Genomic DNA, 20,362 nt, shown 5'->3' on the forward strand with positions numbered 1-20,362 from the left:
CTCAGCCATAGCCGTATTTCGTCATCATCGCGTGAAACGGCGCGGGCAGGGCGCTTACCTGTGCCGCGTCCAAACTGCGTGTCCAGCCACCTATCGAGCGCGGTGTGATCGGTTCTAGCACATTGGCGTGATGCGTGCGCAACGTCACGTCCCCCATCCGCGCAGGCACCTCGGTCAGAAAGCGGCTCTCAAACCTCAACCCTGCCCAGTCGAAAACCCTGGCAAAGCTGGTCTCGGGATCGCGCACAATGTCTTCGTAGCGCATCTGAAGGTGGGAGACTTTGCGCAAGTGGCGCTCGCACATCTCATTGGCCGAGATCCAGCGCCGTGCGGCCTCGTCGATGTCGCGCATATCCGCGCGCACTTGCGACGCCACCGAGTCGCGCCCGTCGCGTAGCAAATGCAGGTATTGCGCATCGGGATAAAATCGGGTGATCGACTTTAGATGCACGGTGTTCCACGGCGTTTTGTCGCCCCAGCGCGCCTGAGTGTAACCATGCTCGCCAGCCATGAACCGATAGAACCCATCCAGCAGCGCGCGCAAATTCCGCTGCGCGCGGGGCCATCTGGCCGCCGTATCTGCAAAGGGCGACAGGCTTGCGATGTCCATGTCGTTACGGTGCGGATGGCGGTCGAAATAGGCGCAAAACAGCCAGACCTTGTCGCGCCATGACAGCAGGGCCGCGCGGCGCCAGTTTTCGATCAATTCGCCTAAAACATAGGTTTCCGGCGGGATATAGATCTGGCCCGAGGCCATCAGGACGCGCCTCACCAAAGTGTTGCCCGAACGCGGCGCACCGACGATCATCAGGGGGGTATTTTTCGTCATGTTGCGATCCTTGTCGATCTTGCCCGCCGGTGAAAGCCGACCCACTTTTTAAGTGTTACGCCGGGGGGGCTGCTACGATCGCCGCGCTCAAACCGGAGGGAGGCCGCTGCCATCAACCGGGTGTAGCGTGCGACGACTTGCGTCGAAGAAAACTGCGCGCGGCACCACGCGGCGGCTTGCGCGGCCCTGTCGAGATGCGGCGCGGGATCGGACCGGATGCGTTCGATCATCGCGGGCACCTCATCCGGGCGGGCATATGTCGCATTGGCCCCGAAGGTCGGGCGAAGATGCTGGTCCAGCAGGCAAGGCAGCCCCATCATCATCGCCTCGGCGACCGTGCGCCCGAAAGCCTCACGCAAACCGGATGAGTGGAAATAGGAAAACAGGTCAAGCTGATCAAGGAATTTGACCGGATCAATCGCCCCGAACGGCAGTAAAACCCAATCGCTTGTATCAATCCCGCGCGCGGTGAAAAACTCTGGATCGGCACCCAGAACCTGCACTTGCGTGTGCGGCCCGGCGGGCAGGCTTGCGGCGATCTGCGCGGGCGTATCGGGCCATTTGTCGGGATGCGCCCGGCCGTGTCGTCCGATCACGATATCTGGGCCTGATAGTCGGGTCCGGCTCGGAACCCATCGCGTTATATCAAAGCAGTTTGGCCAGTCCTCGGGAGCCAGCGCAATCAACGGCTGAAAGCTGCGCAATTGCGCGCGCACCAAACCCGAGACCGGCAGCCATTCCATGCGTCGCGCGTGACCGATACAGCGCCCCAGCGCACGCCCTGTCGAAACCGGATCGTAACACAGCGCACCATTGCCCAGAAACGGCGGGTGATGGGCGACCATAAACAGCCGTTCACACTTTGGCAGGCGCAGCGGTCGTTCTGACGCGGCGATCTGGGCCGCACCAAAGACCTGAGGGTTATGTAAGAACAGCGTCTGTGTGCGGCTTGGTGAAATCTCGATGCCATCAAGCGCAAGCAGAGCAATCAAATCGCGGTTATCTGTGTCGCTGTCTTGAAAAAACTGTCCCGAATGATGGAAATGCACGCCTACACGCATCCCCGCACCGAGAAACGCCCTCACGTCGCTTGCAAAGGCCTGCGCCGTGCCGCCGCTAAAGCGGGGGTCGGTCACTAGAGTTACGTCGCATACGCTCGCGGTCATGCAGGCTGCCTTTCGGATGACACGTCGCGACCGCTCAGGCGTGATAGCCCAACAGCTCTATATCCTTGCGATACAGCTTGGCCACGCGGTCATATGTTTCGTCATCATAATAGCTGCGCCAATCGCGGCTGCGTTTGGAGACATTCCGTTTGGGCAGATCGGCCGGTAGGCCAAGATCACTCGCGATCGCCTGAAAATCATCGCCTAAATTTTCGAATCTACCGATCCGTGTCACCATTTGCACATCGTTCTCATCGAATAGAAACGAACTTTGCTGGCGCGGAAAATGGTCTTCGCGATAAGCGACGTATTCCTTGAGACTGTCAAATCCGAGAGCGATCTTGTGTTCAGGATTGGCCGGTGTCTGGCGCGCATACTCATAGGCCGAAACCGTCCAGTCCCAGGGATTGCGCACGAAGCCGAACGAATAGGTGCTGTCGTATAGTCCCGCGGGCATGATGTTGCGGATGTCGCGTGCCATCAGGTGTTGGCCATGCGCAAGATGCGCACGCCAGCTTATCGAACGCCCCACAAACTCGGGGCTTTCGCGAAGCAGTTTATTGGCGACCCGGCTGCGAAACAGCACGCCGCAATACTGCCGAAAACTTTCAACGATCGACTCTCCTGCCGTTTTCCATACATGGACGAAAACGAAGTTCTTTTCTTGTGAGTACAGCATCAGGACACCTGGTGTAGGGAGGTTTCTGTTGGACGCCTCTCATGCTGAGCGTTTTTCGCGCATGAAGTGACGTAGATGGGCGGTGTTTTCAATAAGGAAGCCGCGATTGGTCACATAGCTCGCAGTCAAAAAACTGAGCGCGGCCATACCACACAGAAGCAGCACATTTGTCAGCGATCCGCCCCAGAGCGGGGGGGAAAGCGCGTGAACCCCAAGCAAGGTAGCGACCATCACGAGCGCACCGATCAGGCTGGGCGCAAAGCGCGCGAGCACCAGTTTTAAAGGGATTCCCAGTTTCTTGGCGACTTCTGCCTGAAAGGGAAAGAACAGCAGCAAATTTGCGCCAGTGTACAAAACCGCAAGCCAGAACGTGGAGCCCAGCCAGACGCCAATCGCGAAACTTGGTAAAAACAGCGCCAGCCGGATCAGCGACCAGGCGAGGAGCCGGTCTGTGTGCCCTAAAACCTTGAGCGCATCGGTTGATGGGGTATTTAACGACTGAACAGCACCGGCGATCGCAAGCACTGTGAACGTCGGCGCAATCGAGAGCCATTGCGGCCCCAGAAGCAACCCGATGATCGGCTTGGATATCACTGCAAGCGCAAGCATTACCGGAATGACCATCAACCCGACGGCGGCGTTCAACTTGAGAAACAACAGTCTAAGCCAGACGGGATCGGAACTGACCTTGGCCATTGCCGGATAAGCCGCAAAGCTTATTCCGCGCGCCACAACCTGATTGGGAAGCTGCATAAGTTGATAGGCGCGGCTATAAAGCCCCAATGCATCAGCGCCCATGAACCGCCCGATCAAGAGTGTGTCGGATTGCCGGTTCAGGAACGTCACGAAACCGGATGCGGTCAAGCGCAGAGAAAACCCGGTCAAATGCCGGATCTCGCCCCAGCTGTAGCGCGCCAGAATCGGGACGCGTGACAAGGCAATGGCGCATAAAAATTTGACCCCGGCCAACACGACTTGCTGCACGATTAACGCCCAAACGCCTGCCCCCATTACGGCTGCGACAACGGCTGTGCCAGCAGATGCGATGACGGAAATCAGATCGATCAGCGCGACTTTCGAAAGTTGCTGGTGCTTTTGTAGCCAGCAAATCGGAATCGATCCGAGAACCTGCAACAGCATCGCAAATCCAAGAACGCGCGCCATCGAAACGATTTCGGGGTGACCGTAATAGGCCCCCAGGAAAGGCGCGCTTAGCCATGCCACAAACGCGAGGCCCCCTCCGATCATCAGGGTCGTCCAAAGCGCGGATGCCCACATCTCGTCTGACGGGTTGGGTGTTCGCACCATCGCAGGCGCCAGTCCGAAGTCCCCAAACACCGCGAGGAATGCAAAGAGGGTCATGCTCATCGCGGCAATGCCAAATTCATCGGGGCTGAGAATGCGTGCCAGAATTGGCAACACGACCAGAATATTCAGCGCAATGCGAATAAGCGAGCCGCTCATGATGATCGCCGCACCGCGGGTAGAACGTCTGGCTTCGCCCATGCTTTTGTCCTTGTAAGACATGGCCCGTATGGCCGATATTATGATTTTCGCAGTTGTGCAGTAGAACAATAGAACAATCGTAAAAACGTATATTCGCTGATTATGATGCCAGCGCGGCATCTTTCAAATCAACAGATTGGGTGGTCGCAATGACAGCAGCCTTCATCAGTGTAATTTTGCCGACATATAACCGCGCCGACCTGATCGGCGAGACGCTGGAAAGCCTCTTTGCTCAAACGCGGTGCCCGGATGAAATTCTTGTTATCGACGATGGATCCACCGATGGCACTGCGGCGCTCCTCGCGAACTACGGCGACAGCTTACGGGTTTTGCGCCATGACAACGCTGGCAAGGCAGTTTCGCTTAACCGGGGCCTCGCAAGCGTCAGGGGGGATTTGATATGGATCGTCGATGACGATGACATACTTGTCCCTGACGCCTGCGCGCATCTTGCCCATGCGCTTGAGGCTGACCCAACACTGGATTTTTGCGCCGGTCGGCATCTCGATTTCACCCATGACCCTGTGGCTGGTGCCAAGGTGCTACGCGCGCCCGGCTACATGCGCTCTTCATCGCCAGGGCGTATTTTCCCCGATCTGTTGGAAGGGTGTCATATTTTCCAACCCGGCCTGATGGTTCGGTCACGGGTTTATGGCGCTGTCGGGCCGTTTCGAGACGATCTGGTTCGCTCGCAGGATTACGAGATGATCTTGCGCCTGTCGCGGCACCATCGGGGCGTGCAACTGGATGAAGTTGTTTTCTGGCACCGCGACCACGAGGGTGCGCGTGGTCAGGCTGGAAACCGCTTTTCCGCGGCGCAAAATGCCGATCGCTGGGCGGCCTTCAACGCGCGGATCTTTTCCGAGTTGTTGGCAGATCTGAGCGACGCTGAGTTGTTCTCGCCCGCTGAATGGTCGGCGACCCCCGTTGATGCGCGGCCCCGGTTAGCGCGCATTGCGCGTGCGACCATCAAGGCGCGCCAGCGAATGTGGTCTGAGGCATTGTCTGACATTGAAGTGGCGGCGCGCCTTGGTGGGGGCGGGCTCAGCGCACTGGAGCGTGCCCTGCTGGGGCGCGCGTCACTCTCCAGTCTCGGCACACCAGAGCTGATTGCAGATACGGGGCTTCACGCCCGTGTGCGCAGGTTGCGGCACCTCGGCCCGCTCGGGAGCGCTTGTCGAAATATCCTGCGCAAAAGCATTCGCTGGCAGCTACGCCGCGCGCTGGCGCAACATGATCTAAGGCGCTCTCTTAGCATCACGCGTTTCTTCCTGAGAACTTAGCCCGCGATGGCACAGTGTCGCGTTGGCATCGGCCGGAGTTCAAAATAAAAGCCAACAGCGACTCGGGCAAAACTATGACCTTCGCGAGGAAATGACGGTATCGGAACGTCCTGGCTCCAAGAATATGTCGTAGTTTCGGCGCTGCTTTGCCTAATTTTTCAGCACTTATTCTTGCAAAACGCAAAAAATATATTTTTTGCCCTGTCAAAACCTAAGGTCAGGTAACCGTTCCCTTACCACGTCTGATGGTCTGGTAACGTTTGCTTTACCATTCATAATCAACGCCTAGATTTCTGCGATGCTGTGTGTAGTTTAATCACGGGTCGGCTTTCTCGTGGGTGAGAGAGTGGGGCAGTTTTAAAAAATATAATCTATACAAATTCGGGTCCTTTAGCAAAGGGAGAGGGATATGTCCTTCGATCTTTTTCGTGTATTTGAGACAGGTGCTGCTGTTGTCGAGGAAAGACGGTTTCATGAGAAATATTCACCTCTTTTGCGATCTCGTGAGCCTATAGGAGGCAAAGTCAAACGCGGCGTCGATATAGCATTTGCAATATGCTTTGCGTCGCTGTGTCTTCCACTGTTTCTCGGTTTGATTTTAATGATCAAATTTACAAGTCGAGGGCCTGTGTTTTACGGCCATACGCGCATCGGTTTTAACGGTCGGAAATTCCGTTGCTGGAAGTTTCGGTCGATGTACGAGAATGGCGATTCCATTCTGGAAAAACATTTCCGTGAATGTCCCGAAGACCGTTTGATATGGCAGCAGGAGCGCAAGCTAAAAAATGATCCTCGTGTGACGCCGGTCGGAGCTGTCCTGCGCAAGCTTAGCCTTGATGAACTGCCGCAGATCGTAAATGTTCTGACCGGTGAAATGAGCCTTATCGGTCCGCGTCCGGTTGTCGAAGACGAGCTGGAAATTTACGCCAGTTCGCGCAAACATTATCTGCGTTCGCGCCCCGGTGTTACTGGCCTGTGGCAAGTTAGCGGGCGCTCGGATACCAGCTACTTCGAGCGGATTAAACTGGACCGCTATTATGTCACACAGTGGCGTCCACTTTTGGATCTCTGGATTTTGTTTCGCACCATTCCAGCAGTTTTACTGTCTCGTGGCGCGCATTAAGGCGCTTTCCATAAGGATGCTTCTGGCCGCAATCTTCGCGATTGTGGCCTTTGCGCATATGGCTTCGGCGGAGGCTATCGAACCCGGCTACGCGCTTGAAATTCACGTTATGAGTTGGGATCTGACGACGAACACTCTGAAGAACTGGACTGGCTGGACGACCCAATATCACGTTGATGACGACGGCACGATTGCGTTGCCGTTTCTGGGCACGGAGCACGTCGGCGGGTCAAAACCCGGTGATTTCGCAGCCAGGATCAGCAAAGGGCTTATGTCGCAGCTCGGGCTTTCTGAGGTCCCCGCTGTGACCGTCAACATTGTTTCGCGCCCCCCGGTTCTGGTGTTTGGCCTGGTGCGCACTGCCGGTCCGCAAGATTATAGGGCTGGTATGACTGTTCGCGACGCGCTCGCGCAGGCCGGGGGCGTTCCGCTGTCGGGCACCGAAAGCACTGACCCGCTGCGCACGCGGCTTGAGGCGCAGACGCTGTTGACCGAACTCAGCCAGAAAGAAGACGAATTGGGGGCTAAGTCGGCGCGTCTCAAGGCGGAGATTGCAGGCAAGTCCGACATTGATTTCCCGCCGCTATTAAACAGCGCGACGGGGGAAGTTTTGCGTGATCGCGAGCGCAGGTTACTAGCTTTGAATGCCGATAAAAGCGCGCGATCCCTATCTTTGGTTGATGGCCAGATCAAGCTGCTGACCAATGAAATCAAGACGCTTACCCAGAAACAAAAGTCCCTTGATGCACAACGCAGCCTGGCGGCGGAGCAAGTGAAAGCGATTGGAAAGCTTGCCAATCAAGGGCTTGCGGTGAATTCGAGACTCCTCGACGCGCAGCGCACAGCAGCGGCGATTGATACACAAGCCCTTGATACGCGAAGCGCTATTTTGAGCGCTCAACAAGACATTGCGGCGTCCGAAGCTGATCGTCTTGAGATTGTCAAAGGCCGTTCGGCGACGCTGCTGAAAGAGTTGCAGCAAGTGGCGTCTGATCTGGCCGAGACCCGCTCCAAGCGGGACCTTCAACAGCAGATCGTCACAATGTTGACTGCGGTTGAAAGTCCGGATGAGGCCGTCACGGCGACGGTGACGCGTCGCGGTCAAACGGCACCGATTGCGGCGAAGTTTGATTTCCTGCTCAAGCCGGGAGATGTCGTGGGGTTCAAGCTGAAAAGCGTCTCCCCAAAAGGATGATCCGGGTTATTCCATCGGCAGCAGATACCGTTTGGCTTCGGTGGGCCTTTTGTTTTTCTTCAGTGCGGCGGCGATTTTGTCACGCAATACGCCACGCGCGATCAACCAGAAAACATGTGGCCCTTGGGTCGCATACGCAAACGCCTTGGCCGAGCCGGAGTCTCGTTTGATGTCAAGAAACGCGTGCAAGACGTAGCGCGCCTTTAACTCACGAAGATAGGCGCGCAGAGCCTTCAGGCTTGCTGGATCGGGAGCAAGCATTTTAGAGAGTTCACGCGATGCAAATAGCAGATTTTTCAGATCTGCGGCACGGTGGCGGCCGCTCAGGCTTTCGGCGCGCACCAACGCGACGTATCCGACATGCGTGCTGACTTGAAAGCGCGCACCATGCGCCAACATTTCGACGTAAAACTTGAAGTCTTCACCCAACCGAAGGGTTTCATCATATTTTAGCCCAAACCGTTCGATGAAGTGTCGAGATATCAAAGGTTTGAGGAACCCAAGCTCTCCGCGATAGGCACTGGCACGAGGGATATTTCCTAGAATGAAGTCTGATGTCTCAAGTCTGAATTCGCGTTTTTGACGCGTCTCTTCAACATCGGACCGTGTGACAGGATCGCGCCGCGTGTCTGGCACGAACACGATATTGTCGGCGATCATGTCCCAATCATCTCGTGCAAGCATGTCGGCAAACCGACCGGGTAAAAAGTAGTCATCGGCATCCAGTATCGCGATCAGCGGCGCAGTGCTATGGGCGATCGCGACATTGCGCCCGGCGGCCGGTCCGATGTTGGTGTCCTGGTGCAGAACCGTCAGGCGCGCATCGCCGTCTGCCGCGTCTTGTGCGCATTTGGACGTGGCATCACTTGAGGCATCATCTATGACGACGACCTCACCGACCTCGGGCTGAAGCAACGCAGAGCGCACAGCCTTTGCGATAGTTTTCGCGGCATTATGTGCTGGAATAATAACGCATATCGGGCGTTTAACAGAGGCATTCATAGCGTCGCCCTCTTGCGCGCCGTCCTGTATTCAAGCGATTTTCGCAAGACTTCCGACATGAGGGACCGGGTGCTTTCCTGGATGAACCGAAGTGGAGCGTTCCCGCAAAGTTCGCGCAGCAACCGCCGCCGCCGCGGCCAAGGGAGCGCGTCGAGCCAGGGCGTCGCAATCATTGGGCGCAGGGTTGGCCCCTCAATCTCCGATAGCGGCATCGGAAGCGGTAGATCGGGTCTATCGAAATCGGGGAAAGTGGCATCAAGCGCGCGAACCGCAAGCCCCAAGGTCTGCTCCAGTCCGTTGTTTCTGGCAGCGATAAGCAGATCGGCCAGGTCGGCTTCGCGCAATTGTGTCAGCGTAGCGCGCAGGTCAACGATCAGGCTCAGCGCGGGCTCATGCGATAACATGGCTTTCGAGATTGATATCGCTGCAAGAAGGCTTCGATCAACGGGGCAGGGCGTCTCGAATGCCAGATCCTCATAGATCATCTCCGAGCGCCGGTCGAAAAGTCCCGGCAGATCAAGCGGCCGTGGCAAGCCGGGTTGTTGAACGCCGTGATGCAGGTCGATAACGACACCGGTTTTATGGTTGATGAAATGCATCTCATCGAGAAAATGCGCCCACCAAATCGCATGGGCGCTATCAAGTTGCACATAGCCTGCATCCACGACGCATTGCGCGGCATGAGATCGCTGCGATCGCGGAACAAGGATGTCCACGTCGGAGCTGGGTTTTTGCAGATAGGTGCCATACAGCGCCACTTGTTGCAGCGGCCCCTTGAAGTGTAGATGCGCAATGCCCGCTTTATTTAAGGCGGTGGAGATTTCGGCCCCCGCCAATAGTCCGCGTCGATTGAGCGCCAAGGTGCGCAGCCGCATCTCGTTGATCGCAGGCGCCAGAGCGGCGCACACCCTTGGCAGGTCTGCTACATTTGCGGGCAAGAAGTTCAGCATTTTGTTAAGGCGTGCAAGTTCGAACAGGCGCACAGGGTCGAGTGTTTCAAAGCGGGGGGCATGTTCTCGCAAATTAACCGGCTCGAAAATGCTTGAAGCTGCAAGTAAAATATAATTGAGCTCTGTGTCGCAAGAGTGGCCGCGAACCTTTTCAAATTCTTCAGGAGAAAACGGCAACTCGGACTCTCCTTTTAGCGGATGGGCATGCCGCTGACAGCATTTGTTTCGCGAAGAGTATTGATTTGATATCTTCGATCAAGTGAAATGACAGACCCCGTAGATCAAATAGCTGCGAATCGGCTTGGCGTGCCGTTTGGAAAGTTACGACATATTGCATCTTGCTCCACACGTCAGGATATATGGCGATTTTTTGGTTTCGCCCTCAGGTTGAATCTGCGTTCACATTGCCGAGGGAGGCCGCCGTTTGGTGCCATATTTAATTGACGTGAGGGGGGTGCCGACGGAGACTCACGAAATTAGCCCTTCAAGGTGCTAAATTTTCAAAAAGCGGAGTATTTATATGCAAAAGAAAACTTACGCTACGCCGACTTTGCGTCAACACGGTAAGCTTGAGGACATGACACATGGCCAGAGCACCGGATCGGAACTGGATCATATGTTCCCGGATGGCACTCCGTTCAGCCATCTGACCTTTTCCTGAACTGTCTGACCAGAGATCACGTTGCAAAAAAAAATTCCCAGGGCGCGTCGACGCGCGCCCTGGCTTTAGCGCCGTTGAAAATGTCTTGATGGGCGCAGGTTGAATTTTAAGTAGGTATCCGGCATGAATTATCGGCCATTTTCGAATTGTGTTGCTTGCGATTATGCTGACGGGATCGCCGTGCTCAATTTGCAAACCAACATATATTACAGTCTTGATCCGGTCGGTGCGACCGTTTGGGCCGCGCTGGTTCCCGGCGCGGATATCGCCACAATCGTTGCGGCAGTGACCGAGGAATTCGATGTCACCGCAGAGGTTTGCAAGCCTGATATCGAAAGCCTGCTATCGGACATGGCCACACAAAACCTGGTCGAGACATTCCCGTGATCAAGCAGCGGCACAGGTCAACCGGCTCGCTGCATTCCTTGCGCGTGCTGTGCCTGTCGGGTTTGGTCGTGGTGACGACGCGCCTTGTACTTAGCTTGCGCGCAACCCATCGGCTTCAGGCGCAGATCGACAAGGCGCATGCTCGCAATAAACGCGCGGCGCCCGATCCCCAGATGCATCTTCATGATATGCGCGAAGTTGCGTGGGCAGTTGCTGCCAGCGCGCGCCTTGTGCCGGGGGCGAGTTGCCTGACGCAAGCGATGGCGGGGCGTTGGCTATTGGCACGTCGCGGTTGGGAGACCGTGGTTGAGTTGAGCTTGCCGATGGACACGTCAAAGGGGTTTCGCCCTCATGCCTGGCTCCTGAGCGGGGAGACGATTGTTTTGGGCGGCACATCGCTTGATTATGCCCGTCATCGTCGATTTGAACGTCCAGTCGAAATGCCGGCGCATGAAGGTATCGAATGAGCGGCGTGGCCGCAGTTCTCACCCTGACCGGAGATCCGGCCCGGTCTGAAGCACTGCTTGATGAGATAACGGGACGCCTGCGTCATCGAGGGGCACATGGTCACGCCAGAATATGCGATGGCCGGGCGGCTCTGGCGCATCTTTACCTTGACACGGGCGTCGCCACGCACGGAGGCATCGGACCGTGGCGCCAGCGCCCCGACGGGCCGGTTCTGAGCGGTGATCTGGCGATTATCAATGGTCCGGATTTGGCGAAGGCCGCGGGTTGTCCTTATCAAGACGATGCTTGTGCGATTTTGGCCGCCTATGATCGGTGGGGGCTCGATATGTGCCCTAAGATCGAGGGCGAATTTGCGTTTGTGATCTGGGATGGCGCGCGTCAGCGTTTATGCGGTGTGCGTGACAGGTTTGGTGTCAAGCCATTAGCTTTCAAGGCAAAATCAGAAGAGATTTCCTTTGCCAGCGAGCCGGCGGCGCTTGCTTGTTCCGGGGAGAGCCTGGATGACGGTTGGATCGCCCGGTTTCTTGCAGGCGATGAAAGTGATCCGCGCCGAACCGCCTTTCGTGATATATTCCGCGTGCCTGCCGGGCATATGGTGGTGTGCGAAAATGCAGGCGTCAAGGTGCGGTCGTGGTGGCAGATCGAGGCGCGCGACGTTGCGGCCTCTGAGGCCCCGGAGGCGCTGGCCGAAGCGCTTGATCGCGCTGTAAGACTACGCCTGCAGGGCGATTGCGCGACACTGCTGAGCGGCGGGCTGGATTCCAGCGCAATGACCTGTCTGGCCGCGCGTCATTCCCCTGATCCTATCCGCGCAATTTCCATGCGTTACCGTGATATGCCTGCACTTGATGAGGGCGTCTATATCGACGCTGTTCGCGCCTTGGGCAACATCAAGGGGATTGATGAACAGGCAGTAACCGGCGCTTCGTTTGACGACCCCGAACAACGTCTGCGCGAGCAAGGCTATCCGTTCTTTGCACCGGGTCAGGCAACGGCCTATCAGACGTATCGTGCTGTCGCGGCTAGCGGAGCGCGCGCCGTGATTGAGGGGCATGGTGGTGACGAGGTGATCGGCACGGGCGTGTGGTATTACGCAGAACTGGCGCGGCAACATCATTGGGGCGCGCTTTGGACGTCGCTGCGCCAGCGCAACGCCTTTGATCCGTTGCCCCTCGGGCCGCGCGCCTTGATGGCACGGGCGTTGCGCAGACATGGGCCGCGCCCGGTACGGGGGGCGCTTCGGCTTTGCGGGGTGTCTTACGCGCCAAACCGGGGGGCGCAACTTGACCTGTTGTCTGCGCATTGGGCGAAACGTCTGGCCGATGAGCCCGCGCTGCCAGATGCGTTAACCTATACGCACGAGCATCTGCCAGAAACGCAGCGTCGACATGCCCAACTGATCCAGAATGCCGGGACCGGAACCGGGTTTGAAATACTTGACCGCGCTGGCGTCCACAGCGGCATAGAGCTGCGCTATCCATTTTACGATCGCCACGTCGTTGCGATCACCTTGGGACAACATAGCCGCGAGAAAATTGCAGACGGTCAGCCCCGCGCATTGTTGCGCCGCGCGATGAAGGGGATTTTACCCGAAACCGTGCGTTTGCGGCGCGACAAGATCGACTTCACGCCTAATCTTTTGGCCGGTGTCGGCAGCGACGTTCGTCAGGATCTGGCACGTTTGTGCAAGATGGTGCCGCCGCATTTGCAAGCCTTTATCACCCCCGAGGCCGCCAGCGCGCTCAGCGCAGCGCTTGATGATCCCGAAAGCGGTGCAGAGCCGCTCAAGCCGCTGTGGCGTTTGTACTGGCTTGATCGCTGGCTGCGGATGCAACAGCCAATCGGGCGATCCGAAAGTGAGGTGCCGTCATGACAGCTTCCGCCAATGTTGCCAAAGCCTTGAAGGGAATGCACCGCTATTCCAGCTACGGCCTCAGCATCCAGTCAGATATCGTTTTGCCCGAACTGGCGGCTGACACATCCGATCATAAAATGGACGCCCCCGTCGTTGTCGTCCGCAACGCCCGAATAAGTTTGGATGAGACAACTCGGGCGCAAGCGACGGCATTTGCCTTCGATGAAACCGGCGCAACATTCTGGTGGCAGACTGTGGGGCGCTTTCATGTTTCGCATGACGGGTGCGACGTGCAGGTTGAGCGGGCGGCGGGCGTCAGTGATGACCTGATTGCATTTCCGCTGTTAGGCCCGGTCCTCTCCGAGGTGCTGCGGCGTAATTCGATGTTCGTATTGCACGCCAGCGCGGCGCTGATCGATGAGCAGGGCGTTGCGTTTCTGGCTGATAAGGGAACGGGGAAATCATCGTCGGTTGCAGCCTTGTTGCGCGCAGGCGCGTCGCTACTGGCAGATGATCTGGTCGCCTTGACGCCGGGGGCGGGGCACATCGTTCCAGGCTTTTCCCAAATCAAGATCGCGCCGGAAAATCTGGCGCATCAACTGGCTGGTAGCGATTGGGTCGCGCGCCCGCAGGTCCATGATGCGATCGATAAAATTCGGGTTTTGGTGCCCGGGGCGATTGTGCGCGAAAAACCGCCCGCACGCCGGATGTATCTGCTCGAACGTGGAACCGGCGATGTTGCCCGCATTGTGCCGCTGCCGGGTGCGCAGGCCCTGCCTGCGGTGTTGCGCTTTGCCTATGCCGCCCGCTTCGGTGAGGGGGCGCTGCGCGGCGCGGATGCAGGCGCGCATTTCCGCGCGGCTGTGGATGCGGCAAATACCATTCCCGTGCGGCGGTTGATATTGCCCGGATCTCTTGCCCGCCTTGATGGTCTGGCCGAAGTGATCCGCGCCGATCTTGCCCAGAGCGAGCCCCGATAATGACCGACGCACCCGCCACCCGCTCCACGACTGAGTGCGCCGCAGCCAAAAGGGCTGTAGCTGCGGGGGCCGTCGATGCCGGCGTGGCGGGCATCGGCTCGGTTATGCAGTCGTTGCGTGAAATCTTTGCCGGTCTTGGTGCGACAGGACGTGGCAAGTTCTGGATCGCGCTGGTCTTGATGATCCTGAGCGGGCTGACCGAAGGCTTTTCGATCTTGCTATTGCTGCCGGTGTTGAAGGTTATTCTGGCCGATGGCAGTGGCGCCGGGCGGCTCAATCTGGGCGATCACCATATCGCAGGGTTTTCACTGCCGGACGTCTCGATCAGCCTGCCGGTTTTGCTGGCGTCTTTCGTGTCTCTCGTGGTGGTGCAGGTGTTGTTCAACCGCTCGAAAACGGCCTTCATGAGCGACCTGCTGTTTGATTTCACCAACCAGTGCCGGTTGTCGCTGTTCTCGGCGCTGGCGCGCGCGCGGTGGGACAAGATCACGCGTATGTCGGGAAGCGAATTGGAGCACGCGCTGACGGGAGAGGTCGAACGCATCTCGACTTGTGGCTATTACCTGCTGATGATCGTGCAGGGCATCGTGATGCTGTTGATCTATTTGATCATGAGCGCTTTGGTCTCGCTTCCGATGACTTTGGTGATGATCATTTTCGGCGTGATCGCACTGACGATCATGCGGCCCTTTCGCCACCGCGCCGCCCGTTTTGGCACGTTGTTGCAAGAATCCCGGCGGCGACAGTTTGGCACCGTCTCTGATTTTCTAGGAGGGCTTAAAAGCGTGCGCGCCACCAATAGCGAGCAGAAATTCTATCGTGAGTTTGAAACCCTGCTGTATCGCAACAAGCATGATGCGGGCGTCTTCGCGCGCCAGAATGCGACCGGCTCGGGCATTTTCCAGATTATGATTACGCTCGGCGCCGCGACCTTCATTCTGGTTGCGGTGACATGGCTGCACCTCAGCTTTGCACGGCTGGTCGTGATGTTGCTGGTTGCGATGCGGATCGCGCCGCGTTTCCTGGGGCTGCAAGCACAGTTCCAGCAGCTTTTACAGGATTTGTCGGCATGGCGTCATGTGAGCAAACTGCGCGATGATCTTGTTAAGGCGGTCGATACCTCGGTGCAGGATCATAGTGCTCCGGTCACGTTCCAACACGAAATCCGGCTTGAAAATGTCGTGTATCACTATGTGGGCGGCGCGCAGCCGTCGCTCGACACGCTGTCACTGAGCATCGAGGCGGGGAGGGTCACCGCGCTGATCGGCGCCTCCGGCTCGGGCAAAAGCACGGTCGCCGATCTGGTGACCGGCCTGATCCGTCCGCAATCGGGAGCTTTGTATCTAGACGACCGGGTTTTGCAGCCGTCCGAGTTGCGGGGGTGGCGTGATCGGGTCGCCTATGTCGCGCAGGACAATTTTCTGATGAACCTGTCGCTACGCGAAAACCTGACCGCGCTGACGCAGCGGGAGTGTGCTGATGATGATCTTTGGCAGGCACTCGATCTGGCCTATGCAAGCGGGTTCGTGCGACGGCTCCCCGACGGGCTTGAGTCTTTGCTTGGCGATCGCGGCGTACAGCTGTCGGGCGGTGAGCGTCAGCGGATCGCACTGGCGCGCGCCTTTTTGCGCCTTCCCGATTTTCTGGTTCTGGATGAGGCAACGAGCGCGCTTGACTGGGAGGCCCAAGAGCATATCGCAGCCTCTGTCAAGAAAATGGCCCGTGCAGGCATGACCATTTTGACGATCGCACATCGCCCGTCGATGGTGGCTTTTGCCGATCAGGTCTACGCATTGGAAAGTGGTCGCCTGATCGAGGCGGGAACAGCGGAAGACTTGCTGTCGCGCAAAAATGGTGTGTTTTGGACAATGATGCAAAAGGAGCTTACGCAGTCCGACACTTAGGATAAGTTCTTAATTCTGTTGCAAAAAAGATGATCGCCCAGTCCGTAGTCTGAATAGACACAGTTGCTAGGCACTCCGCACCATCTGTTAGCAACAGTTCGCGAGCGGATGAATCGGGGTTGCCATCGAGGTCGACTTTCTGGACAAACTCTTCACTGAAGCCGCATGAAAGACCACGTCCTGCTTTCACCCCATAGCTGCAAGGTATTATAACGGCCCTCGCATTCGCTGCTTCATTCGGGTTCTGGCTTGCGGCCTGACCTTAAGACCCAGAAGGCGGCTATCGTCCGCCCCGCTATTTCGGAGAAAAACCTCGTGTCACACTCGCAAATCGGTCTGATCGGTCTTGGCACCATGGGCGCCATGCTTGCGCTTAACATCGCCGAAAAGGGCTTTGACATCGCTGTATTCAACCGCACCACGAGCGTGACGAAGACCTTCCACGAAAATGCGGGCGCGCTCGCTTCGAAAATCACGCCCTGCGAGACGATTGAAGCGCTGGTGCACGCCATCGCCAAGCCACGCGCGATTATCCTGATGGTGCCTGCGGGCGATCCCGTGGACCAGCAGATCGCAGCACTTCGCGACTATCTTGATCCCGATGATCTGATCATTGATGCAGGTAACGCGAATTTCCACGACACCGACCGCCGCGCGGCAGAGGCCGCCAAGGCCGGCCCGCGCTTTCTCGGGATTGGCGTCTCGGGCGGTGAGGAAGGCGCGCGCAACGGTCCCGCAATCATGGGCGGGGGCGAACAGCAGGACTGGGACCGTGTGGCGCCCGTCCTCACTGCGATCGCGGCCAAGTTCGACGGCACCCCTTGCGCGGGTTTCATGGGCAAGGGCGGCTCCGGTCATTTCGTGAAAGCCGTGCATAACGGCATCGAATATGCCGACATGGAGATGATCGCCGAGATTTATGGCGTGATGCGCGATGGGATGAAGATGAGCGCACAGGCGTGCGGCGACGCCTTTGCCAAGTGGGATGACGGCCCCCTGAAATCCTACCTGATCGAGATCTCCGGCAAGGTCGCCCGCACCGCCGATCCCGATAGCGGCAAGCCGATGCTCGACATCATCCTTGACCGCGCGGGCCAGAAGGGCACCGGACGCTGGACCGTGATCGAGGCGCAGCATCTCGCCGCCCCCGTTCCGGTGATCGAGGCCGCCGTAATGGCGCGCAACCTGTCGGCTCGGCTCGAGGCGCGCAAGGAGGGGCAGGATCTTTTCGGGGCCGCCCCCGAAGCGTTGCCCGAAGGTACGCTGAGCGCCGATGACCTTGAACACGCACTGATCGCGGGCAAGATCCTGTGCTATGCGCAGGGGTTCGAAATGCTGCGTTCGGCCAATGCGCCCTTCGATTGGGATCTGCCACTGCCCGAGATCGCACTGATCTGGCGTGACGGCTGTATCATCCGCTCTGCGATGCTCGATGATATGGCACGCGCGCTGACCGACGCGCCCGAGCGCAACCTGATGTATGCGCCCTATTTCGCGGCCCTGCTCAAGACCCATCACGCGGCGCTGCGCAAGGTGGTGGGCGTCGCGGCCCGTTATGGCCTCGCCGTTCCGGCCCTGTCGATGGCGCTGAGCTATTTCGACACGATGCGCACCGAACGCGGCACCGCCAACATGATCCAGGGTCAGCGCGACTTCTTCGGCGCGCACGGCTTCGAGCGGACGGATCGCGATGGCACGGATTTCCACGGCCCCTGGGCGATGTAAGCGCGCGTTTTACCTCCCCCCGAGGATGTTGTCACATTACCTGCTTCCGATTGACCGGTCCGCGACTTGAAGGTGGCCGGTGCGGCATTGCCAAGGTGTTGTGGCGTATTTTTGCAAGATCATGTCGGCGGATTTCAAGCCACCATCTCGGCGACATGGTCGCCCCAGAGGGCTCTGTCGCAAACGAGGGCTGGCCTTTCAGTCCGGTAGAGGGTCCCCCTACGCTTGGCAAAACAAGGGCAGGCGGGTTGACGCAGATGGCTATTGATTTCCGGGGCGTGCACTACCTGAAACCGGTAAACCTTTACGCGACGGTACTCTCCTCGTCACGCCGCAGCGACAGGCCCATCGCAGGTCCCATTCACCGGCGGCCAAATCTTGCGCGATGATGATCAGATCAAGATAGACGAACGCGCGAGCCGCTCAAACCAGCGGGACACGATCACGATGCACCCGACTACGGCCAATGTCAGATGAAAGCTGCTGAACGCAAAGCAGGTGTCGTTTTCATATCAGATTTTAGCGACGCCCTTAAACAGGGCGTCATTCACATGATCGCCGTGAAGAACCGAAATATTGCCGGTCGTCTCCAGCACCACGGCACGGACGGACGAAATTTCAAGCGCGTTTGCTTCGCGCAGCTTCGCTATCAGATCCTCCTCGGCCACGCGGGTCCTGCGCAAGGCATCATGGAGGATGACACCATCCTTCATAAGCAGGGTTGGTGTATTCTGAACCAGCGTATCCAGACGTCGCGACCATTGCCGAAGCCGAGAGACGCAATACTGCGCGGCAAAAAGGCTGGCCATCGCTGCCAGCGCCTGAAGAAATCCGGTCAACTGCTGCGACTGCGATGCCCCGGCCAGCAGCGACCCCATGGCCACGGTCATCACGAAATCGAAATTGGTCATCTTCGAGAACGACCTCAACCCGACGATGCGAACCAGCAATATGATCCAGAAGAGTGCGAACACACTCAGGATGGAGCCCTTGGCAAGGGCGTCAATGACAGGTTCATCAAAAAACATGCGCTCTCTCCTATGTCCGAATGGTTTACCTACGGCACCGCATTTCCAAGGTTCGAAGCGTCACCATAGGCGGCCTTGGCACGCTGCGTCTCAATTTAGATTAAACCGGAATCGGCCAGTATCTGCTAAAGGATAGGTCTAACCCAGTCATTTTGAAGGATGAGGTTTTCGGATGATGGTCGATTTCAGTGAGTTTGTCCTGCGTGTCCTGTTCTCGGGCGGGTGCGGACTGGTCGTCGGTCTCGACCGTGAAATCAAGGGAAAGCCTCTGGGTGCCGGGGCGTTTGTCTTGGTCGCCATCGGATCTGCCGCCCTGATGACCGTCACGCTCAACTTCGCGCTGAGTGGCACGGTCGAGGATGACGCGATAATGATCGACCCCACGCGCCTGATCCAAGGGATCGTCGGCGGTATCGGGTTTCTCGGAGCTGGCGCGATCATGTCCCCGCGGGACGACGGACGGCTGAAGGGCATCCGCAGCGGTGCGGCCATTTGGGCTGTCGGGGCGATCGGCATCGCCTGCGGGCTGGGCTTCCTGAAAGAGGCGGCTTTCATTTCGGTGCTGATTTTCGTGGTTTTGAATATTTTCGACTGGCTTCACATTCGGGGCAATAAGTAGGAGGACCGTCATGGATGGATGGAATTTATTCGGCGGTGGAGGGCACGCGCCATTCGGTTCAACTTGGCTATTCGCGCTACGCGCCGCTCTCGGAAGAGAATTTGATCCGGTTGTTTCTACGTCAGCGCCCGGCGGGATTGATTGTGACCGGGATCGACCAGACCGACGCCGCAAAAGCGCCATTGCAAGAGGCCGATTGCCCCGTTGTCCAGATCATGGAGACGGGTCCCGCGCCCCACGACCGGATGATCGGATGATCGGATTTTCGCACTATCAAGCCGCGCGGGCCGCAACAGCGCATCTGATCGCTCAGGGCTATCGTCACCCCGGTTTCCTCGGCGCGCGTATGGATCCGCGCACGCAACGCCGCCTGCAGGGGTTTCGCGATGAATTGCGCGCGCGCGGGCTAAGCGAGGAGCGGCGCATTCACACCACCACGCGGCCCTCATCGGTCACGCTGGGCGGGCATTTGCTGGCGGAGTTTTTGGAGGTTGCCCCCACAAACCGACGCAATATTTTGCATCAATGACGATCTTGCGCTGGGTGCGATGTTTGAAGCGCAGCGGCGCAATCTGCGTATTCCGCAAGATCTTGGGATCTGCGGGTTCAACGATATGGAGATGATGGGCGCGGCCGAGCCGTCGCTGACATCGGTGCGCACGTTTCGCCGCGAAATGGGGGAGGGCGCAGTTCAGCTTATTCTTGACGCATTGTCGGGGTGCGCGAGCCCAGAGGACAAGATCGTCGATCTCGGTTTCGAAATCATGCCGCGACGCTCGACCCGGCGTGATGGATAGGGCCTTGCTGGGGACACTGATCGCCTATTGCTGAACTGACGCAACGATCTCTATTTGCGTTTGCGCGCTGTGCTCACGCAGGCGCGCTGTCAGACGTACGCTGCCACAATCACCGCTTAGCCGCAGCCAGCACCCCGTCGCGCCGTCTGCCAGAACCGGACACTCCGGACCGATAAGCCGGGCCGGGCCGTCGACCGTCAGAAAC

Annotated in this window: 22 protein-coding genes; 14 read left to right on the top strand and 8 right to left on the bottom strand. The window is 58.0% G+C overall.

Annotation, left to right across the window (positions count from 1 at the left end):
- Position 1: 1 nt before the first annotated feature.
- From DT23_RS09685 to DT23_RS09700, 4 genes are read right to left on the bottom strand one after another with little or no spacing between them, the layout of a single operon-like run.
- Positions 2-829, bottom strand: coding sequence for a sulfotransferase family protein (locus DT23_RS09685; protein WP_051697190.1), 828 nt, complete (start codon positions 827-829; stop codon positions 2-4).
- Positions 826-1,995: a glycosyltransferase gene (locus DT23_RS09690; RefSeq protein ID WP_038130797.1), complete on the bottom strand. Its 1,170-nt coding sequence runs from the start codon at positions 1,993-1,995 to the stop codon at positions 826-828. The genes DT23_RS09685 and DT23_RS09690 overlap by 4 nt, the downstream gene beginning before the upstream one ends.
- 34 nt (positions 1,996-2,029) lie before the next feature.
- The gene (locus DT23_RS09695) at positions 2,030-2,674 is read right to left on the bottom strand and encodes a sulfotransferase family 2 domain-containing protein (RefSeq protein WP_081847067.1); all 645 of its coding nucleotides are present in this window, start codon (positions 2,672-2,674) and stop codon (positions 2,030-2,032) included.
- 39 nt (positions 2,675-2,713) lie between these two features.
- Positions 2,714-4,180, bottom strand: a complete 1,467-nt coding sequence (locus tag DT23_RS09700; RefSeq protein WP_162177209.1) for a lipopolysaccharide biosynthesis protein — start codon at positions 4,178-4,180, stop codon at positions 2,714-2,716.
- Between the two features lie 149 nt (positions 4,181-4,329).
- Between DT23_RS09700 and DT23_RS18575 the strand changes: the two genes are divergently transcribed.
- From DT23_RS18575 to DT23_RS09715, 3 genes are all read left to right on the top strand, one after another.
- Entirely contained in the window at positions 4,330-5,463 is a 1,134-nt protein-coding gene (locus tag DT23_RS18575) for a glycosyltransferase family 2 protein (RefSeq protein WP_051697192.1), read from the top strand.
- A gap of 409 nt (positions 5,464-5,872) precedes the next feature.
- Positions 5,873-6,586 carry a sugar transferase gene (locus DT23_RS09710; RefSeq protein ID WP_081847071.1) on the top strand — a complete coding sequence of 238 codons (714 nt, stop codon included), beginning with the start codon at positions 5,873-5,875 and terminating at the stop codon, positions 6,584-6,586.
- Positions 6,573-7,781: a polysaccharide biosynthesis/export family protein gene (locus tag DT23_RS09715; protein ID WP_162177211.1), complete on the top strand. Its 1,209-nt coding sequence runs from the start codon at positions 6,573-6,575 to the stop codon at positions 7,779-7,781. Before DT23_RS09710 ends, DT23_RS09715 begins: the two co-directional genes overlap by 14 nt.
- A 6-nt stretch (positions 7,782-7,787) precedes the next feature.
- Here DT23_RS09715 and DT23_RS09720 read toward each other — a convergent pair whose 3' ends face one another.
- Together DT23_RS09720 and DT23_RS09725 are read right to left on the bottom strand one after the other, a co-directional pair.
- Positions 7,788-8,783: a glycosyltransferase family 2 protein gene (locus DT23_RS09720; RefSeq protein ID WP_038130804.1), complete on the bottom strand. Its 996-nt coding sequence runs from the start codon at positions 8,781-8,783 to the stop codon at positions 7,788-7,790.
- Positions 8,780-9,910 (bottom strand): nucleotidyltransferase family protein, encoded by a 1,131-nt coding sequence (locus DT23_RS09725; RefSeq protein WP_051697193.1) that lies wholly within the window; start codon positions 9,908-9,910, stop codon positions 8,780-8,782. Before DT23_RS09725 ends, DT23_RS09720 begins: the two co-directional genes overlap by 4 nt.
- Positions 9,911-10,253: 343 nt before the next feature.
- On the opposite strand from DT23_RS09725, the gene DT23_RS19495 reads away from it, so the two are divergent.
- The 7 genes from DT23_RS19495 to gndA all read left to right on the top strand — a co-directional run bounded on the left by DT23_RS19495 (position 10,254) and on the right by gndA (position 17,713).
- Positions 10,254-10,394, top strand: a complete 141-nt coding sequence (locus DT23_RS19495; RefSeq protein ID WP_156023913.1) for a putative RiPP precursor — start codon at positions 10,254-10,256, stop codon at positions 10,392-10,394.
- Between the two features lie 123 nt (positions 10,395-10,517).
- On the top strand, positions 10,518-10,781 hold the full coding sequence (locus DT23_RS09730; RefSeq protein WP_038130806.1) for a PqqD family protein: 264 nt from the start codon (positions 10,518-10,520) through the stop codon (positions 10,779-10,781).
- The gene (locus tag DT23_RS09735) at positions 10,778-11,248 is read left to right on the top strand and encodes a lasso peptide biosynthesis B2 protein (protein WP_051697194.1); all 471 of its coding nucleotides are present in this window, start codon (positions 10,778-10,780) and stop codon (positions 11,246-11,248) included. Before DT23_RS09730 ends, DT23_RS09735 begins: the two co-directional genes overlap by 4 nt.
- Positions 11,245-13,122: an asparagine synthase-related protein gene (locus DT23_RS09740; protein ID WP_038130807.1), complete on the top strand. Its 1,878-nt coding sequence runs from the start codon at positions 11,245-11,247 to the stop codon at positions 13,120-13,122. The genes DT23_RS09735 and DT23_RS09740 overlap by 4 nt, the downstream gene beginning before the upstream one ends.
- Positions 13,119-14,084, top strand: a complete 966-nt coding sequence (locus tag DT23_RS09745) for a phosphoenolpyruvate carboxykinase (ATP) (RefSeq protein ID WP_051697195.1) — start codon at positions 13,119-13,121, stop codon at positions 14,082-14,084. Before DT23_RS09740 ends, DT23_RS09745 begins: the two co-directional genes overlap by 4 nt.
- On the top strand, positions 14,084-15,988 hold the full coding sequence (locus tag DT23_RS09750; protein ID WP_051697196.1) for an ABC transporter ATP-binding protein: 1,905 nt from the start codon (positions 14,084-14,086) through the stop codon (positions 15,986-15,988). Before DT23_RS09745 ends, DT23_RS09750 begins: the two co-directional genes overlap by 1 nt.
- A 315-nt stretch (positions 15,989-16,303) precedes the next feature.
- Positions 16,304-17,713 (top strand): NADP-dependent phosphogluconate dehydrogenase, encoded by a 1,410-nt coding sequence (gene gndA, locus DT23_RS09755; RefSeq protein WP_038130808.1) that lies wholly within the window; start codon positions 16,304-16,306, stop codon positions 17,711-17,713.
- A gap of 512 nt (positions 17,714-18,225) precedes the next feature.
- On the opposite strand, the gene DT23_RS09760 is transcribed toward gndA, so the two are convergent.
- Positions 18,226-18,741 carry a DUF421 domain-containing protein gene (locus DT23_RS09760; RefSeq protein WP_038130810.1) on the bottom strand — a complete coding sequence of 172 codons (516 nt, stop codon included), beginning with the start codon at positions 18,739-18,741 and terminating at the stop codon, positions 18,226-18,228.
- A gap of 172 nt (positions 18,742-18,913) precedes the next feature.
- Here DT23_RS09760 and DT23_RS09765 point away from each other — a divergent pair, with 172 nt between their 5' ends.
- The 4 genes from DT23_RS09765 to DT23_RS20185 are packed head-to-tail and all read left to right on the top strand — an operon-like array spanning position 18,914 to position 20,157.
- Complete coding sequence (locus tag DT23_RS09765; RefSeq protein WP_038130811.1) at positions 18,914-19,360, top strand: MgtC/SapB family protein; 447 nt, start codon at positions 18,914-18,916, stop codon at positions 19,358-19,360.
- A gap of 14 nt (positions 19,361-19,374) precedes the next feature.
- On the top strand, positions 19,375-19,617 hold the full coding sequence (locus DT23_RS19705) for a type 1 periplasmic-binding domain-containing protein (protein ID WP_051697197.1): 243 nt from the start codon (positions 19,375-19,377) through the stop codon (positions 19,615-19,617).
- Complete coding sequence (locus tag DT23_RS20180; RefSeq protein WP_051697198.1) at positions 19,614-19,889, top strand: substrate-binding domain-containing protein; 276 nt, start codon at positions 19,614-19,616, stop codon at positions 19,887-19,889. Before DT23_RS19705 ends, DT23_RS20180 begins: the two co-directional genes overlap by 4 nt.
- A complete protein-coding gene (locus DT23_RS20185) occupies positions 19,852-20,157 on the top strand; it encodes a substrate-binding domain-containing protein (protein WP_162177213.1) in 306 nt (101 codons plus the stop codon). The genes DT23_RS20180 and DT23_RS20185 overlap by 38 nt, the downstream gene beginning before the upstream one ends.
- Before the next feature lie 24 nt (positions 20,158-20,181).
- Here DT23_RS20185 and DT23_RS19875 read toward each other — a convergent pair.
- Positions 20,182-20,362 (bottom strand): hypothetical protein (locus DT23_RS19875; RefSeq protein WP_205618233.1); only part of this gene is annotated, 181 nt, incomplete at its 5' end.

This window comes from Thioclava indica (assembly GCF_000714545.1).
GTDB classification, from domain to species: Bacteria; Pseudomonadota; Alphaproteobacteria; order Rhodobacterales; family Rhodobacteraceae; genus Thioclava; species Thioclava indica.

What these genes read in the sequence shown, in the direction of transcription:
- DT23_RS20180 (WP_051697198.1), top strand. Translation starts at nt 19,614, where the DNA reads ATGATCGGATTTTCGCACTATCAAGCCGCGCGGGCCGCAACAGCGCAT.
- DT23_RS09685 (WP_051697190.1), bottom strand. Translation starts at nt 829, where the DNA reads ATGACGAAAAATACCCCCCTGATGATCGTCGGTGCGCCGCGTTCGGGC.
- DT23_RS09765 (WP_038130811.1), top strand. Translation starts at nt 18,914, where the DNA reads ATGATGGTCGATTTCAGTGAGTTTGTCCTGCGTGTCCTGTTCTCGGGC.
- DT23_RS09690 (WP_038130797.1), bottom strand. Translation starts at nt 1,995, where the DNA reads ATGACCGCGAGCGTATGCGACGTAACTCTAGTGACCGACCCCCGCTTT.
- DT23_RS09740 (WP_038130807.1), top strand. Translation starts at nt 11,245, where the DNA reads ATGAGCGGCGTGGCCGCAGTTCTCACCCTGACCGGAGATCCGGCCCGG.
- DT23_RS09745 (WP_051697195.1), top strand. Translation starts at nt 13,119, where the DNA reads ATGACAGCTTCCGCCAATGTTGCCAAAGCCTTGAAGGGAATGCACCGC.
- DT23_RS09720 (WP_038130804.1), bottom strand. Translation starts at nt 8,783, where the DNA reads ATGAATGCCTCTGTTAAACGCCCGATATGCGTTATTATTCCAGCACAT.
- DT23_RS19705 (WP_051697197.1), top strand. Translation starts at nt 19,375, where the DNA reads ATGGATGGAATTTATTCGGCGGTGGAGGGCACGCGCCATTCGGTTCAA.
- DT23_RS09760 (WP_038130810.1), bottom strand. Translation starts at nt 18,741, where the DNA reads ATGTTTTTTGATGAACCTGTCATTGACGCCCTTGCCAAGGGCTCCATC.
- DT23_RS19495 (WP_156023913.1), top strand. Translation starts at nt 10,254, where the DNA reads ATGCAAAAGAAAACTTACGCTACGCCGACTTTGCGTCAACACGGTAAG.
- DT23_RS09695 (WP_081847067.1), bottom strand. Translation starts at nt 2,674, where the DNA reads ATGCTGTACTCACAAGAAAAGAACTTCGTTTTCGTCCATGTATGGAAA.
- DT23_RS09750 (WP_051697196.1), top strand. Translation starts at nt 14,084, where the DNA reads ATGACCGACGCACCCGCCACCCGCTCCACGACTGAGTGCGCCGCAGCC.
- DT23_RS09700 (WP_162177209.1), bottom strand. Translation starts at nt 4,180, where the DNA reads ATGGGCGAAGCCAGACGTTCTACCCGCGGTGCGGCGATCATCATGAGC.
- DT23_RS09710 (WP_081847071.1), top strand. Translation starts at nt 5,873, where the DNA reads ATGTCCTTCGATCTTTTTCGTGTATTTGAGACAGGTGCTGCTGTTGTC.
- DT23_RS09730 (WP_038130806.1), top strand. Translation starts at nt 10,518, where the DNA reads ATGAATTATCGGCCATTTTCGAATTGTGTTGCTTGCGATTATGCTGAC.
- DT23_RS18575 (WP_051697192.1), top strand. Translation starts at nt 4,330, where the DNA reads ATGACAGCAGCCTTCATCAGTGTAATTTTGCCGACATATAACCGCGCC.